We start from the raw sequence: 14,556 nt of genomic DNA, 5'->3' as shown, positions 1-14,556 counted from the left end.
CGGGGGCTGTCGCCGTTCAGCTCCAGTTGTATTCGATGACCAGCCGGTGCGCGATCACGTCGAAGGTCTTGCGCGGCAGGATGGCGCCCTCGCGGCGGATGCCAGCTTCCGGAACATCGAGCACGCGGTCGAGGCGGACCCAGCTCGGACGGCCGTCGTGGTCCCAGCTGCCGCTGCCGATCCCGACCCAGTTGCGATCGTGGGCGCGCACCGGATTCGACGACAGCATCAGCCCGAGCAGGGTGCGGCGGTCGCGGCCGACCACGAGCACCGGCCGGTCCTTGCCATTGGCCGGGTCTTCCTCGAACGGCACCCAGGTCCACACGATCTCGCCCGGGTCGGCCCGCCCGTCCAGGTGCGGGGCGTAGACGATGTGGCGGGCGCGCTCGGCGGTGGGCACGGGGGTGGAGGCGGCCGGGCGAACCGGCACGGCGGCGGCTTTGCGCGGTGGCGCCAGCGATCCGACTGCCCGCTCCAGCAGGCTGGAGCGCTGCAATTTGCCGACCAGCTTCGGCGCCTGCGACTTGACGATCTTGGGACCCTGCTCCTTCGCGATGAGGCCGAGCTGCTTGCCGAGAGAGTTCCAACTGCGGGCCATCACTGGAATATAACGGCGAGCCGCCGCGATCACATCCGCACCGAAGCGGTCCGCGGGCCCCCGATCATCGTGTGGCCGCCGGTAATTGCGGCAATGCACGGGCCAGCGGAGGGTGCCTGCCCCTACCCATGGGACGATGGAGCGCAGTTCGCCGATACCCGAATGAGGAGTGGAGTGCCCGCCAGCTTCGCCGACACGACGTTCACCGATCCGTCGCGGATCCGGAACTTCTGCATCATCGCGCACATCGACCACGGCAAGTCGACGCTGGCCGACCGGATGCTGCAACTGACCGGAGTGGTCGAGGAGCGGCAGATGCGCGCTCAGTATCTGGACCGGATGGACATCGAGCGCGAACGCGGCATCACCATCAAGGCCCAGAACGTCCGGCTGCCGTGGACCCCGCGCAGCGGCGAACACGAGGGCACCGACTTCGTGCTGCACCTCATCGACACCCCTGGCCACGTCGACTTCACCTACGAGGTCTCGCGCGCGCTGGAGGCCTGTGAGGGCGCGATCCTGCTGGTGGACGCCGCGCAGGGGATCGAGGCGCAGACCCTGGCCAACCTGTACCTGGCGCTGGACAAGGATCTGACGATCATCCCGGTGCTCAACAAGATCGATCTGCCCGCCGCCGATCCCGACCGCTATGCGGCCGAGCTGGCGCACATCGTCGGCTGCGAGCCTTCGGACGTGCTGCGCGTCTCCGGTAAGACCGGCGTCGGGGTGGCCGAGCTGCTCGACGAGGTGATCGCGCAGGTCCCGCCGCCGCAGGGCGAGGCCGACGCACCGGCGCGCGCGATGATCTTCGACTCGGTCTACGACACCTATCGCGGTGTGGTGACCTACATCCGCGTGGTGGACGGCAAGCTCACCCCGCGCGAGAAGATCAAGATGATGTCCACCGGCGCGACCCACGAGTTGCTCGAGATCGGCATCGTCTCGCCCGAGCCCAAACCGACGCAGGGCCTCGGCGTCGGCGAGGTGGGTTATCTGATCACCGGCGTGAAGGATGTGCGCCAGTCGAAGGTCGGCGATACCGTCACCGCGGCTCGCGGCGGCGCCACCGAACCGCTCACGGGATACCGCGAACCGCGCCCCATGGTGTACTCCGGCCTGTATCCCGTCGACGGCTCCGACTACCCGGATCTGCGCGATGCCCTGGAGAAATTGCAGCTCAACGATGCCGCGCTGACCTACACCCCGGAAACGTCGGTGGCGCTGGGCTTCGGATTCCGTTGCGGCTTCCTCGGTCTGCTGCACATGGAGATCACCCGCGAGCGGTTGCAGCGCGAATTCGACCTGGACCTGATCTCCACCGCGCCCAACGTGGTCTACCGGGTGGAGATGGAGGACGGCAGCGAGCAGGTCGTCACCAACCCGTCGTACTGGCCGGAAGGCAAGGTGCGCCGCGTCTTCGAGCCGGTCGTGAAGTGCACCATCATCTCTCCGAGCGAGTTCATCGGCTCGATCATGGAGCTGTGCCAGTCGCGTCGCGGCGAACTCGGCGGCATGGACTACCTGTCGGAGACCCGGGTGGAGCTGCGCTACACGCTGCCGATGGCCGAGATCATCTTCGACTTCTTCGATTCGCTGAAATCGCGCACCCGCGGCTATGCCAGCCTCGACTACGAAGAGGCGGGCGAGCAGGAATCGCAGCTGGTCAAGGTGGATATCCTGTTGCAGGGTGAGGCCGTCGACGCGTTCAGTGCCATCGTGCACCGCGATGCGGCGCAGGCCTACGGCCACAAGATGACCACCAAGCTGCGCGAGCTGATCCCGCGCCAGCAGTTCGAGGTGCCGATCCAGGCCGCCATCGGCTCGAAAATCATTGCCCGGGAGAACATCCGCGCCATCCGCAAGGACGTGCTCGCCAAGTGCTACGGCGGTGACATCAGCCGTAAGCGCAAGCTGCTGGAGAAGCAGAAGGAAGGCAAGAAGCGGATGAAGACCATCGGCCGGGTGGACGTCCCGCAGGAGGCCTTCGTCGCGGCACTGTCCTCGGACGCGCAGTCGGATAAACCGAAAGATAAGAAATAGCGCGCGATCTCGGGTCTGTTCAGGGATAATGGCGCGTCGGCCGGTGCCGGCGTCGCCACCCGGTAACTGGGGGCTGGAGCAATTCGCGTGGCGTTGTTAACTTTTTCAGCGTCCCGGAGGATGTGACAGCTGGGTTCTGCACAAATATGGTGGTACCTGATCTTCACTCTCGGTCGTTCCGGCGTGGTGAGGATGCTGGAAGACCCGAGAGTGGAGTTGTCGTATGACGCGTGACCTGCCCTTCGACGGCGATTTCGATGCCGACGAGCGTGGCGGCGACACTGCCTACCGTGTAGCGAGTGGTGTCGCGCGGGTAGCAAGGGGCGGCGCATACGTCACCGGCGGCGCACTGGTGGCCGCCAACGGCGGTGGAGTTCCGGCTCAGCCGGGCAACGAACACCACCTGGACAGCTGGAATGCCGGCTGGGCCCGCAACAGTGATCCCGATCCCGATGTTCCGAGCCCGGTGCTCACCTTCCCGGATCCCGCTCCCGGCGATTACACCCAGACTCCGGTCGCCGATCAGGGGCCCGCGGTCGACGATCCCGGGGCCGACCCGTGGGTCACCATGCCGCTGCCCCGGCTGGACGGCGGTGTCGGCAGCGGCGGCGCGGGCGGCGGTACCGACGCGGGTTTGGGACTGCCGTCGTTGCCCGGCAACGGTTCCGACGGTATGCGCGTGCCCGGTTCGAGCGGTGAGGGCGTTCCTGGGCTCGGTGGCATCCCCGGCGCCGGCGGTGACGGCGTGCCCGGGCTCGGTGGCATTCCCGGCGCCTCCGGCGAGGGCGTCCCCGGTCTCGGTGGTCTGCCCGGTTCGACGTCCGAGGGCGTGCCAGGTCTCGGTGGAATCCCGGGGACCGGTGGGCCATCGAACGGATTCGGGCTGCCTGGCACCGGCGGGGAGGAGCTCGCGGAGCCCGGTGGGCAGGGCTTCGGCCTGCCAGGGCACGGGCTCGGCCAGGCCGGGCACGGCTTCGGGCTGCCCGGCACCAATGGCTTCGTCGCCCCCGGCTCCAACCCCTTCGGGCTGCCGGGCGCCTCGCCCGTGGCCCAGCCGGACGCCGCCGCTCCCGGGGCGCCCAGCGCGGGCGACCCGTTCGACGGTATCGGCAACGGCGACAATCTCGGGGTGTTCCTCGGCACCGAGCTGAGCGTCGACTTCGGCATCGGTGCGGATGGCATCTACCTGAACACCGCGATGAAGGTCGACTTCGGCATCGGCAATGTCGGCGATGAGCTCGACCAGTACACCGACTGGCTGGCCGACGGTATCCGGGTACCGGACGGTTCGCGTTCCGCTGCCGAGGCAGGGGAGCCGGGCGGCGCGCATCAGGGCCTGGTCGGCGGTGTCACCATGCCGCACGCCGGCGGTGCGGGTTCGGCCGCGACCGGCGCTTCGGCCGCGCAGTCGGCGTCGCACGGAGCCACGCATTCGGCGACGGCCGCCCCGCATTCGGCTCCTGCGGCCGCGGCCCCGGTCTCTCCCGTGGCGCCCGCTCCCGCGCCCGCGCCGGTCGCACCCGCCGCCTCCGTCGCGCCGGCCGCGATCGCCCCGGTTCCGGCGCCCGCCCCCGCGGCCGTCGCCCCGGCAGCGGTAGCCCAGCCGGTGGTGGCGACGCCACTGCAAACGACCATCCAGCCCGACGCCGCGACGTCGCCGATCGCGAATGTGATCGCGCCGCCGCCGGGCCCGTCCCCGCTCACCGCCCCCGCAGCGGCGGTCCCGGCGATCTTCGAACGCTCGGTGCCTGCCGAGCGGCCGACGCCGCCGGGCACCGGAATCGACGATCCGACCCAGATGACACCCGGCACCACCCCTGGCGGGACGACCACGGTCACCTCGACGCTGCCGACCCCGACCACGCCTGGCAAGACCACCTCGCCGGACCCGAGCACCTCCACGTCCGATGTGAGCGTGACCAAGCTGCCTGGCGCGAGCGTCACCACCCGGCCAGGTAGCTCGACCTCCGACGATCCGATCACCAAGACCCCGGGCGCGAGCGGCAGCCAGCCGAGCACCCGCCCGTCCACGTCGGATCCGGACGACGACGTCACCACGCCCGGAAGCACCGGCGGCGCCACCACCCGCCCGCAGACCACCGACGCTCCGGAGCCGAGCACTCGGCCGCAGCCGACGGTCGACGCCCCCACCACGGCGGATCTGCCCTCGGCGGTGGACCGGCCCACCGCCGACGTGCCCACCGCCGATGTCCCCACCGCGGACGTGCCCACCGCCGATGTTCCGACGGTGAGCGCCCCTCGGCCCACGGCACCGACCTACGATCCGCCCACCCAGGCGCCGACCGTGGACATCCAGCCGAACAACCCGGCTCCGACGATGAAACCGCAGGTCGGCGTCAAGCCGATCGCCGACTACGACTCCGGTTCGCATGATCCGGCATTGCTCGCGGTGGCCTCGTTCGCCGATCACAGCCCCTACGGTCTGGCCGGTGGTGAGCTCAGCGGCGCCCTGCTGCCGGAGTCCGCCATGGCGCAGACCCACCATGTGGTCGCGCACGTGGACCCCGCGATGATGTGACCGGGCGAAGCGGGACGGGTTGACGGCGCTCGCGGGCGCCATGATCGAATGAGAGCCGACAGCGTGCGAGAGATTCGACGACAGCGACGATAGTAAGGAGCAGGGTTGTCTGCCGCAGCCGGACTCGAGGCCGCGACCGTGAAACATCCGGACGCCATGGCCCCGCTCATCCGGATCATCGACGAACTGCGGGAGCTGACCCGGTCCGCCGGCCGTGACGATCTCGGCGGCCGGCTGAGCATGGTCCGGGGCAGGGTGAGCGATCCACGGGTGCGGCTCGTGGTGGTCGGTGACCCGAAGAGCGGGATGAGCAGCCTGGTCAACGCCCTCGTCGGGGCGAAGATCAGCGCCACCGACAGCCCGATCAGCGTTCCCGTCATCATCGAGCACGGCCCGGAGCCGACGGCCACCCTGGTGCGGTCGCTGGGTGGCGGCCGGATCGAACGTCAGCCGGTCGACCCGCTCGATCCGGCGCCCGCACTCAATGCCAAGGGCGTCATCCGGGCCGAGTTCACCCAGCCGAGCCCGCTGCTGGCCGAGGGCGTGGTGCTGATGGACGCGCCGGGCGCGGCCCGCGAGGACAACACCACCTGGTCGATGATCGCCGCCGCCGACGCCGTGCTCTACGTCGGTGACGCCGCCGCCGAGCTGACACCCGACCAGATCAGCCATCTGCAGCGCATCCAGCAGATCTGCCCGACCGTGGTCTGCGTGCTGAACAAGATCGACGTGCACTCGCATTGGGCACATACTCAGCAGCGCAACCGGGATCTGCTCGACGCCGCCGGCCTCGGATTCGCGGTCGCCCCGGTATCGGCGGAGATGCATCGGCAGGCCGGATTGGTGGGCAACTACCAGCGCGATATCGAATCCGGTGTGCCGCAGCTGGTCGATCATCTGCGCGATTTCATCGTCAACCGCGCCGACGAGGTGGCCACCGAAGCGGCGGCGGGCGATATCCGGCTGGTCTGCGACCATCTGGCCGCTTCGCTGCGCACCGAAGCGGAAACCCTGCGTGATCCACGTCGGCGCTCGGAGATCACCGCACAGCTGGCGGCCGCCCGCGACGAGGCCGATCAGCTGCGTCAACGGACCGCCAACTGGCAGGTCACCCTGGCCGACGGCAGTACCGAGCTGATGGCCGATATCGAACACGATCTACGTCACCGCCTGCGCAGCCTGGTCCGCGACGCCGAGGCCGAGATCGCCCAGACCGACCCGGCCCGGCGCTGGAACGAATTCGGCGCCGACCTCGACGCTCGCATCTGCGAGGCCGTCGAGGAAAACTTCGCGATGGCGCACTACCGTTCGGTGGAGCTGTCGGAGCAGGTGGCGGCGAAATTCCCGGCCGATCATCGTGCCCCGCAGCTACCGGAGGTGCGGTTGGAGCAGCCTGGTGAGGTGCTCGAACAGGTGGCGCCGCTGGAGCCGTTGGAAAGTGCGAAGACCAGCCTCACCCAGCAGTTCCTTTCAGCGCTGCGCGGTTCCTACGGCGGCATCCTGATGGTCGGTCTTGCCACCAGCCTGCTCGGAATGTCGCTGGTGAACTGGTATTCGGCCGGCGCCGGTGTGCTGCTGGGTATCAACGCGCTGTGGGACGACCGCCGGGCCCGTAAGCAGCGGCGGCAGGCCGAGGCCAAGGTGGCGGTGGCCCGCCTGATGGACGATGTCGTGTTCCAGGTGAGCAAGGAATCCCGTAATCGCCTGCGTGCCACTCAGCGCGCGCTGCGCGACCATTTCACCGAGATCGCCACCGACGTGCTGCGCAGCGCCGACGAAGCGTTGCGGGTCGCCGAGGAGGCGGGCGCCAAGTACGGCGAGGGCGGGCGTGACCGGCTGGACCGGATCGACGCCGATATGGCGACATTGCGCGCGGTGCGCGAACGCGCCGACGCCTTGGTCACCGCCTGAGCCGGTCGGGCCCGGCGAAGCATCCCACCTGGCATCCCGGCCGGTGCGACGACCAAGCCGGAGGACGCGCTACCCGTGCTGGGTGGCCGGGGTATGCGCGGGCCGGAACCGTCCGGCCTCACCCGCCTCCTCGGCGCGGATGATGTGGGTGACCGCGTTGATCAACGCCAGATGGGTGAAGGCCTGCGGAAAATTGCCGAGATGGCGGCCGCTGTGCGGTTCGATCTCCTCGGCGTAGAGCCGCAGCGGGCTGGCGTAGCCGAGCAGCCGTTCGCACAGCTGCCTGGCCCGCGGTAGTTCACCGATCTCCACCAGCGCAGACACCAGCCAGAACGAGCAGATGGTGAAGGTGCCCTCGGTGCCGGAGAGTCCGTCGTCGGTGGTTTCGGTGCGGTAGCGCAGCACCAGGCCGTTCTCGGTGAGCCGGTCGGCGATGGCGAGGACGGTGGCGCGGATGCGGTGATCATCGGGTGGCAGGAAACGGGTCAGCACCGCCAGCAGCAGGGAAGCGTCGAGAGTGCTGCCGCCGTAGGTCTGGGTGAGCACGCCGTCGGCGTCGACGCCGTGGGTGAGCACATCGTCTTTGATCTCCTCGGCGATGGCGTACCAGCGGGCCGAGATCTCCAGCTCGCCGTGCAGCTCGGCCAGTTTCGCACCGCGGTCCAGCGCCACCCAGCACATGATCTTCGAGGAGGTGAAATGCTGCGGCTCGCCGCGCACCTCCCAGATGCCGCGATCGGGTTCGCGCCAGTGCCGGATCGCCGCTCCCACTTGACGTTCCAGCAGCGGCCACAATGTCTCCGGCACATGCTGGCGCGATTTGACGTGCAAATACACCGAATCGAGCATGGTGCCCCAGATATCGTGCTGATCCTGGGCATAGGCGCCGTTGCCGATGCGCACCGGTCGCGCCGAGTCGTACCCGGACAGGTGGTCGAGGGTGGTCTCGGTGAGTGTGCGTTCGCCGCCGATCCCGTAGAGCACCTGCAGCGGAACGGGTTCACCGTCCGGGCCGGTGGTCGCGTCGTTGAGGAAGGCGAAGAAGTCGTCGGCCTCGCGGTCGAGGCCGAGGGTGTACAGGCCCCACAGGGCGAAGGTCGAATCCCGCACCCAGCTGTAGCGGTAGTCCCAATTGCGTTCCCCGCCCGGCGTTTCCGGCAGTGACGTGGTCGGCGCCGCCATCAGCGCACCGGTGGGCGCGTAGGTCAGGCCTTTGAGCGTGAGCGCGCTGCGCTGCAAGTAGCTACGCCAGGGATGGTCGGGGAATTTGCCGAGCGTGATCCATTGCCGCCAGCATTCGGTGGTCGTCCACATCTTCTGCGCCGCTTCGTCGAAGGTCTGCGGCGCCGGTAGTTCCGACCAGGTCAAGGCCACATACACCTGATCGCCCTCTTCCATCCGGGTGCGGGCGCGCGCCTCCCGGCCCTCGATGCCCAGGCGCAGATCCGTGGTGAGCACCAGCGTCGGGCCCGCGCTCGGGTCGGCGGCGCATTGCGCGGTGGCCTCCTCGTACACCTTGCCGGTGTACTCCCAGTGCGCCGTCTCCCGGTGGTAGTCGAAGGAGGGCTCGCAGCTCATCTCCAGTTCGACGATGCCGCTGACGCATTTCACGGTGCGCAGCAGCATATGCTCGGCGTCCCAGTCCATCGGCGTGCGCCGGTGGGTCTTGCTGCGCTGAAAGTTGTTGTGCCACGGCCCGAGTATCAGCGCGTCGCGCACGATCAGCCAGCCGGTCGCGGTCTGCCACGTGGTTTCCAGGATGATGCCGCCCGGCAGATAGCGCCGCGCTGCCGGCACATTGCGTCCGTACGGGCCGATCCGGAAATGGCCTGCGTTGCGATCGAGCATCGCACCGAACACACTCGGCGAATCCGGGCGTGGCACACACATCCACTCGACCGAGCCGTTGCTGGCGATCAGGCAGGTGGTTTCGCAGTCCGACAGGAAGGCGTAGTCGTCGATCGGCGGGAAATTCGAGCGGTGCCGGGATTCGATGAGCGAATGCGCCGTCTGCTGGACCTGCTCCTCGGAGATCGCCATAACCTCATGATCGCGTCCGAGCCGGGGTGCGTCCACCGCACCGCGCCGGTGACCGAACCCGCCACCGGCGCGGTCGGCTCTCACACTCGGCGGATGCGGGCCAGCCAGGCCGCGGTATCGATCGGGCCGTCCTGCGGCAGCCCGAGCCGGGCGACCTCATCGGCCACGACCTCGGTATTGGGCCGCGGTACCTGGCCGGACGCAGCTCCTCGACCTCCCAGCCGTCGGTGAAGGCGTCCCGGATGATCGCATCGCTGATCCGCGGACCGAATCCGGGTTCGGCATCGGAGAGCGCCAGGATGTGTACCGTCCCGCCCGGCGCGCAGATCGCCTGCAAACCACGCACGTAGGTGGCCCTGGCCTCGGGGTCCTCGCCGAAGACGTGGAACAGTGCGCTGTCGACGATGGTGTCGAAGGGGCCGAAATCATCCGGCCGGTGCTCGGCGATGGCCAGTACATCGACCACCTCGAACCGCGCGTTCGGCGCGCCCTTGGCGGCGGCGTTGCGGCGGGCGTAGTCGACCGCACTCGGCGACAGGTCGATGCCGAGCACGTCGTACCCGAGTGTGGTGAGCAGAATCGTGTGCTCACCGGCGCCGCTGCCGGGATCGAGCACCCGGCCCCGGATCGCCCCGGTGCGTTCGAGCTCGACGATCGCGGGCTGCGGTTCGCCGATCACCCAGGGGGCGGTGTCGTTGTCGTAGACGGTGTTCCAGAATTCCGCTGCTCGTGTCATGCCTTCCAGGTTGCACTCTCAACCACGGTTGAGGTCAACGCTCGGGCCGTGCCGAGGACGGAGGCCGCTGCCCGGCGTCGATTAGGCTGGTGATCGTGGATCGCATAGCGGGTTGGTGGGACGGCTTCGAACTGTGGGTGGCGGGACTTCCGTTCATCCCGCAGTTCCTGGTGGTGCTGGTGGGCATGGTGCCGATCAGCTTCGCCATCGCCTACGTGCTCGACCGCTCGTTGAAGGTGGTCCAGCATCGGGTCGCGCTGGCTCAGCATCGGGTCCGGGCGGGCCGCTATCGTTCGGCTCGGCTGGCGCAGGCGGCTCCGGTGGAACCGCTGGTCGAGACCCGCGAGCACGCGCAGAGCGGAGCCCGCTGATGCCACGCTCGCGGGTTCAGCTGGCCCTGGTCGCCCTGCTGGTGCTGGTGCTGGTGGCCTGGTTCTTCACTCGCTGACCGAGTCCGAACCCCGTCGCCATTCGGTGAACCGTTTGCCGAGATCGGCCACCGCGCCGCCGACCTCCTGGCCGACGGTGTTCACCGCGGCGCCCACATCGCGCCCCAGCGTGCGCACCGTCCGGATCAACGGATCCTCGGACTGATCGAAGGTGTCGCGATAGCTGCGCGCCGCCTCTTTGATCTCATCGCTGATCTTGGCGTCCTTATCGTGCGCCCGCCGCGGATAATTACCGCCGAGGATGCGCTCGTAGTCACCGCTCTGGATCCAGCGGCGCAGCTCGGCGGCCCGCAGCACCGAGAACGGGTGGCTCTGCAGCTCCAGGTTCAGCAGCTTGAGCACGCCGTCGCGCAGATCACCGGAACGCTCGTAGTCCTCGGCCTGGGCCAGGAACGCGCCGAGATTCATCTCACCGACCCGCGCACCGCCCGCCAGTTTCATATGCACGCGCACCGAGGCCTCCACATCCTGCCCGCACAGCAGGCCGGCCCGGTCGCCGGAGAGTTCGGATTTACGGCTCCATTCCATCAGCGCGGCGACAATGGCGCGCAGGGCCCAGCCGCCGATCGGCATCCAGCCCATGCCATCGGCCATCCGCAGCAGATGCATCAGCATCGTGCGGTAGACCGCGTGCCCGGACAACGCGTGGCCGAGCTCATGGCCGATGGTGAAGCGCATCTCCTCGTGGTCGAGCAGATCGACCAGCCCGGTGGTCAGCACGATGAACGGCTTGTCCATGCCGATGGTGAAAGCGTTCACCTCCGGGCTCTGCACGACGAACAGTTCGGGTGTGGTGGGCGCGTCGAGAATCTCGACGCAGTCCTGCCGCAGCTGGTGCAGGGAACGGAACTGGCGTTCATCGACGCGTACCGCCGTCGCCAGATACATCAGCCGGTACTGGCGTTCGCGTAGCAGCCCCGACAGGGTGCGCAGGACCAGGTCGAAGCCGCCGAGCGAGCGCAACGCCACCAGAGCGGTGCGATCGGCCGGATGTTCCCAGGCGCGCGTGCTGATTTCGGGCAGCCGGGTGCGCAGCCGGTCCGGGCTGGTGGTCATGGTGGTTCCCCCGTCGATCTGGGATTCGTCGATTCGAATCGGCTCGAGTGCTCTGCTACAGTCTGCCGGGTGTCGACGAGTGTTGTGCCGCAGGTCCGCCATGAATTGGCGTTGATCGCGGTGGGCTGCCTCGTTGTCGCGGATATTCACTGTCGGTGATCGGATCCGGGCAGTTCTGCGCGTCTCCTCCTAGACTGGTGCGCACCTTTTTCGCAGCGTTGCCCGAACCCAGCGGCCCTTCCGGCCGGTAAGTCGCGCCACTGCCGTCAGGGCAGGTCTGTTGTCGATCCCGATGTTCTCCGCCAGACACCCCGAGTTCATGGCGGCCCCGAGAAAGGTCCAACCCATGTCACGCACCAGCCGGCTCACCGCACGCCGACGCCGCGCCGCCATCGCTTTCACCGCGATCGCGGCGTTCGCGCTCAGTGCGTGCAGCGGCGGCGCCAGCGATTCGGTCGACGGCCAGGTCGCCGACGGCAGTGGCGGCACCATCAACCTGTACGCCTACGCGGTGCCCAAGCCCGGTTTCGACAAGGTGATCCCGGCGTTCAACGCGACCGAAGCGGGCAAGGGCGTGGCGGTCCAGCAGTCCTACGGTGCCTCCGGAGACCAGTCCCGCAAGGTCAAGGACGGCGCTCAGGCCGATGTGGTGAACTTCTCCGTGGAGCCCGATGTCACCAGGCTGGTGGACGCCGGACTGGTCGACGAGAGCTGGAATGCCGATGCCACCAAGGGCATTCCGTTCGGCTCGGTGGTCACCATCGTCGTCCGCGAGGGCAATCCGAAGGGCATCAAGACCTGGGACGATCTGCTGAAGCCCGGCGTCGAGGTGGTGACCCCGAATCCGTTCAGCTCCGGCTCGGCCAAGTGGAACCTGCTGGCCCCGTACGCGGCCAAGAGCGAGGGCGGCAAGAACCCGCAGGCCGGCCTGGACTATCTGTCGAAGCTGATCTCGCCCGAGCACATGCGGGTACAGCCCAAGTCCGGCCGCGACGCCACCGAGACGTTCCTGCAAGGCACCGGCGACGTGCTGCTGAGCTATGAGAACGAGGCGATCTTCATCGAACGCAACGGCGACCCGGTCGAGCACATCGTCCCGGCCGACACCTTCAAGATCGAGAACCCGGTCGCGGTGCTCAACAACAGCAAGAACAAGGAGAAGGCCACCGCCTTCCGCGACTTCCTGTTCACCACCGAGGGCCAGCGCGCCTGGGCCGAGGCCGGGTTCCGTCCGGTCGATCCCGGTGTCGCCGCCGAATTCGCCGCCGACTTCCCGCAACCGGAGAAGCTGTACACGATCGCCGACCTCGGTGGCTGGAAAACGGTCGACGCCGAACTGTTCGCGCAGGGTACCGGCAAGATCGCCATCATCTACGACAACGCCACCAAGTAGACGGGTGAGCCGGCACACACGCGATACTCGACACCGTGACAGACAGTAGTAACAGCGCCGGAACCGAACCCGCGCCCGGTTCCGGCGCCACCACAGAGCTGAGCAAACCCGCCGCCGCGGGCTCGCGGGGACCGAACTGGTCGTGGCTGCGGGTGACGGGCTCGGTGGGCCCGCTCGGCATCGCCACGGCGGTGCTGTGGCTCAGCATCATCGTGCTGCTGCCACTGGCCGCGCTCACCGTCAGCGCCTTCGACGAGGGCTGGTCCGGCTTCTGGGAGGCGGTCACCTCGCCGGTCGCGCTGGCCTCGCTGCGGGTCACCGTGTTCGTCTCGGTGATCGTCGCGCTGATCAACGTGGTGATGGGCACCCTGATCGCCTGGGTGCTGGTGCGCGACGATTTCCCGGGTAAGGGCATCGTCAACGCGCTGATCGATCTGCCGTTCGCGCTGCCGACCATCGTGGCCAGCATCGTGCTGCTGTCGCTGTACGGGCCGGAGAGCCCGATCAACATCCACCTCAACGCCACCCAGCCGGGTCTGGTGGTGGCGCTGGCGTTCGTCACGCTGCCGTTCGTGGTGCGCTCGGTGCAGCCGGTGCTGATCGAGGTGGACAAGGAAGTGGAGCAGGCCGCGCTGTCGCTGGGTGCGGACAACTGGACCACCTTCCGGCGGATCGTGCTGCCCACCCTGACGCCCGCGATCATCAGCGGTGGCGGCCTGGCCTTCGCCCGCGCTATCGGCGAATACGGCTCGGTGGTGCTGATCGGCGGCAATATCCCGCGCGAGACCCAGATGGCCTCGCAGTACATCCAGCAGCAGATCGAGATCGACCGGCCGGTCGCGGCCGCCGCGGTCTCGGTGGCGCTGCTTGCCATCGCTTTCGTCTCGCTGCTGGTGCTGCGGTTGTTCGCCGAGCGGACGGCCAGGAAGGAGCAGGAGGCGCGATGAAGCTCTCGACACCGGTGCGGCTCTCGCTGCGCGTCGTCGCGCTCGGGTACCTGTTCATCTTGCTCGTACTGCCGCTCGGGGTGATCCTCTACCGCACCTTCGGCGACGGGATCGGTCCGTTCCTCGATTCCATCAGCACGCCTGCCGCGATCTCGGCGTTCAACCTGTCGATGATCATCGTGGCGATCGTGGTCCCGGTGAATGTCGTCTTCGGCGTGATCACCGCGATCGCGCTGGTGCGCGGCCGGTTCCCCGGCCGCAGTCTGGTACAGGGCATCGTCGACCTGCCATTCGCGGTGTCGCCGGTGGTGGTCGGCGTCGCGCTGATCATGCTGTGGGGCGCGGGCGGCTGGTTCGGCGGCCTCGACTCGGCCGGCTTCCGGGTGATCTTCGGACTGCCCGGCATGATCATCGCGACGATCTTCGTGACGCTGCCGTTCGTGGTGCGCGAGGTCGAGCCGGTGCTGCACGAGATCGGCGACGATCAGGAGCAGGCCGCGGCGACCCTCGGCGCCTCCCGCTGGCAGACGTTCTGGCGGATCACGCTGCCCGCGATCCGCTGGGGCCTGACCTACGGCATCGTGCTCACCGTGGCTCGCTCGCTCGGCGAGTTCGGCGCGGTGATCATGGTGTCCTCCGGTTTCGCCGGCGTCTCCCAGACCCTGACGCTGCTGGTGCACGCCAGGTACATGGACGACCACAACACCTTCGGCGCCTACAGCGCCGCCACCCTGCTCATGGGCATTGCCCTGGTCACCCTGCTGCTGATGACCCTGCTCGAACGCAAGCGGGGCAACAAATGATCGGCACTGCCGCGCGCAGGGCACCGATGTCGACTGCCGGAGGC

The 14,556-nt window shown here is 68.3% G+C and carries 11 protein-coding genes and 1 pseudogene; 8 read left to right on the top strand and 4 right to left on the bottom strand.

Annotated elements, in window-relative coordinates; genetic code table 11:
* Positions 1–16: 16 nt before the first annotated feature.
* Positions 17–598 carry a type II toxin-antitoxin system PemK/MazF family toxin gene (locus AC5W7N_RS19755; protein WP_163814098.1) on the bottom strand — a complete coding sequence of 194 codons (582 nt, stop codon included), beginning with the start codon at positions 596–598 and terminating at the stop codon, positions 17–19.
* A gap of 162 nt (positions 599–760) precedes the next feature.
* Between AC5W7N_RS19755 and lepA the strand changes: the two genes are divergently transcribed.
* From lepA to AC5W7N_RS19740, 3 genes are all read left to right on the top strand, one after another.
* Positions 761–2,638: a translation elongation factor 4 gene (gene lepA, locus AC5W7N_RS19750; protein WP_130919267.1), complete on the top strand. Its 1,878-nt coding sequence runs from the start codon at positions 761–763 to the stop codon at positions 2,636–2,638.
* A 223-nt stretch (positions 2,639–2,861) separates the two neighbouring features.
* On the top strand, positions 2,862–5,177 hold the full coding sequence (locus tag AC5W7N_RS19745) for a hypothetical protein (protein WP_495921962.1): 2,316 nt from the start codon (positions 2,862–2,864) through the stop codon (positions 5,175–5,177).
* Between the two features lie 105 nt (positions 5,178–5,282).
* The gene (locus tag AC5W7N_RS19740) at positions 5,283–7,088 is read left to right on the top strand and encodes a dynamin family protein (protein ID WP_163814096.1); all 1,806 of its coding nucleotides are present in this window, start codon (positions 5,283–5,285) and stop codon (positions 7,086–7,088) included.
* A gap of 69 nt (positions 7,089–7,157) precedes the next feature.
* On the opposite strand, the gene AC5W7N_RS19735 is transcribed toward AC5W7N_RS19740, so the two are convergent.
* The gene (locus AC5W7N_RS19735; protein WP_163814095.1) at positions 7,158–9,128 is read right to left on the bottom strand and encodes a glycoside hydrolase family 15 protein; all 1,971 of its coding nucleotides are present in this window, start codon (positions 9,126–9,128) and stop codon (positions 7,158–7,160) included.
* An 80-nt stretch (positions 9,129–9,208) separates the two neighbouring features.
* Positions 9,209–9,864, bottom strand: a pseudogene (locus AC5W7N_RS19730) (class I SAM-dependent methyltransferase).
* 95 nt (positions 9,865–9,959) lie between these two features.
* Here AC5W7N_RS19730 and AC5W7N_RS19725 point away from each other — a divergent pair.
* Positions 9,960–10,235, top strand: a complete 276-nt coding sequence (locus tag AC5W7N_RS19725; RefSeq protein WP_194989912.1) for a hypothetical protein — start codon at positions 9,960–9,962, stop codon at positions 10,233–10,235.
* A gap of 66 nt (positions 10,236–10,301) precedes the next feature.
* Here AC5W7N_RS19725 and AC5W7N_RS19720 read toward each other — a convergent pair whose 3' ends face one another.
* Entirely contained in the window at positions 10,302–11,369 is a 1,068-nt protein-coding gene (locus tag AC5W7N_RS19720) for a M48 family metallopeptidase (RefSeq protein ID WP_495921961.1), read from the bottom strand.
* Here AC5W7N_RS19720 and AC5W7N_RS19715 point away from each other — a divergent pair.
* The 4 genes from AC5W7N_RS19715 (at position 11,304) to cysW (ending at position 14,512) form a co-directional block, all read left to right on the top strand.
* Complete coding sequence (locus AC5W7N_RS19715) at positions 11,304–11,528, top strand: Ms4533A family Cys-rich leader peptide (protein WP_375139397.1); 225 nt, start codon at positions 11,304–11,306, stop codon at positions 11,526–11,528. The genes AC5W7N_RS19720 and AC5W7N_RS19715 overlap by 66 nt on opposite strands.
* A gap of 187 nt (positions 11,529–11,715) precedes the next feature.
* Positions 11,716–12,762: a sulfate ABC transporter substrate-binding protein gene (locus AC5W7N_RS19710; RefSeq protein ID WP_163814091.1), complete on the top strand. Its 1,047-nt coding sequence runs from the start codon at positions 11,716–11,718 to the stop codon at positions 12,760–12,762.
* 98 nt (positions 12,763–12,860) lie between these two features.
* Positions 12,861–13,709, top strand: a complete 849-nt coding sequence (gene cysT, locus AC5W7N_RS19705) for a sulfate ABC transporter permease subunit CysT (RefSeq protein WP_178127973.1) — start codon at positions 12,861–12,863, stop codon at positions 13,707–13,709.
* Positions 13,706–14,512 carry a sulfate ABC transporter permease subunit CysW gene (gene cysW / locus AC5W7N_RS19700; RefSeq protein WP_194989914.1) on the top strand — a complete coding sequence of 269 codons (807 nt, stop codon included), beginning with the start codon at positions 13,706–13,708 and terminating at the stop codon, positions 14,510–14,512. The genes cysT and cysW overlap by 4 nt, the downstream gene beginning before the upstream one ends.
* The last annotated feature ends 44 nt before the right edge of the window (positions 14,513–14,556 follow it).

Source organism: Nocardia sp. CDC519 (assembly GCF_059509835.1).
The sequence above is the reverse complement of the archived record's forward strand: the minus strand, read 5'-3'. Positions and strand labels throughout refer to the sequence as shown.

What these genes read in the sequence shown, in the direction of transcription:
- AC5W7N_RS19755 (WP_163814098.1), bottom strand. Translation starts at nt 598, where the DNA reads ATGGCCCGCAGTTGGAACTCTCTCGGCAAGCAGCTCGGCCTCATCGCG.
- lepA (WP_130919267.1), top strand. Translation starts at nt 761, where the DNA reads ATGAGGAGTGGAGTGCCCGCCAGCTTCGCCGACACGACGTTCACCGAT.
- AC5W7N_RS19745 (WP_495921962.1), top strand. Translation starts at nt 2,862, where the DNA reads ATGACGCGTGACCTGCCCTTCGACGGCGATTTCGATGCCGACGAGCGT.
- AC5W7N_RS19735 (WP_163814095.1), bottom strand. Translation starts at nt 9,128, where the DNA reads ATGGCGATCTCCGAGGAGCAGGTCCAGCAGACGGCGCATTCGCTCATC.
- AC5W7N_RS19715 (WP_375139397.1), top strand. Translation starts at nt 11,304, where the DNA reads ATGTTCCCAGGCGCGCGTGCTGATTTCGGGCAGCCGGGTGCGCAGCCG.
- AC5W7N_RS19720 (WP_495921961.1), bottom strand. Translation starts at nt 11,369, where the DNA reads ATGACCACCAGCCCGGACCGGCTGCGCACCCGGCTGCCCGAAATCAGC.
- AC5W7N_RS19710 (WP_163814091.1), top strand. Translation starts at nt 11,716, where the DNA reads ATGTCACGCACCAGCCGGCTCACCGCACGCCGACGCCGCGCCGCCATC.
- cysW (WP_194989914.1), top strand. Translation starts at nt 13,706, where the DNA reads ATGAAGCTCTCGACACCGGTGCGGCTCTCGCTGCGCGTCGTCGCGCTC.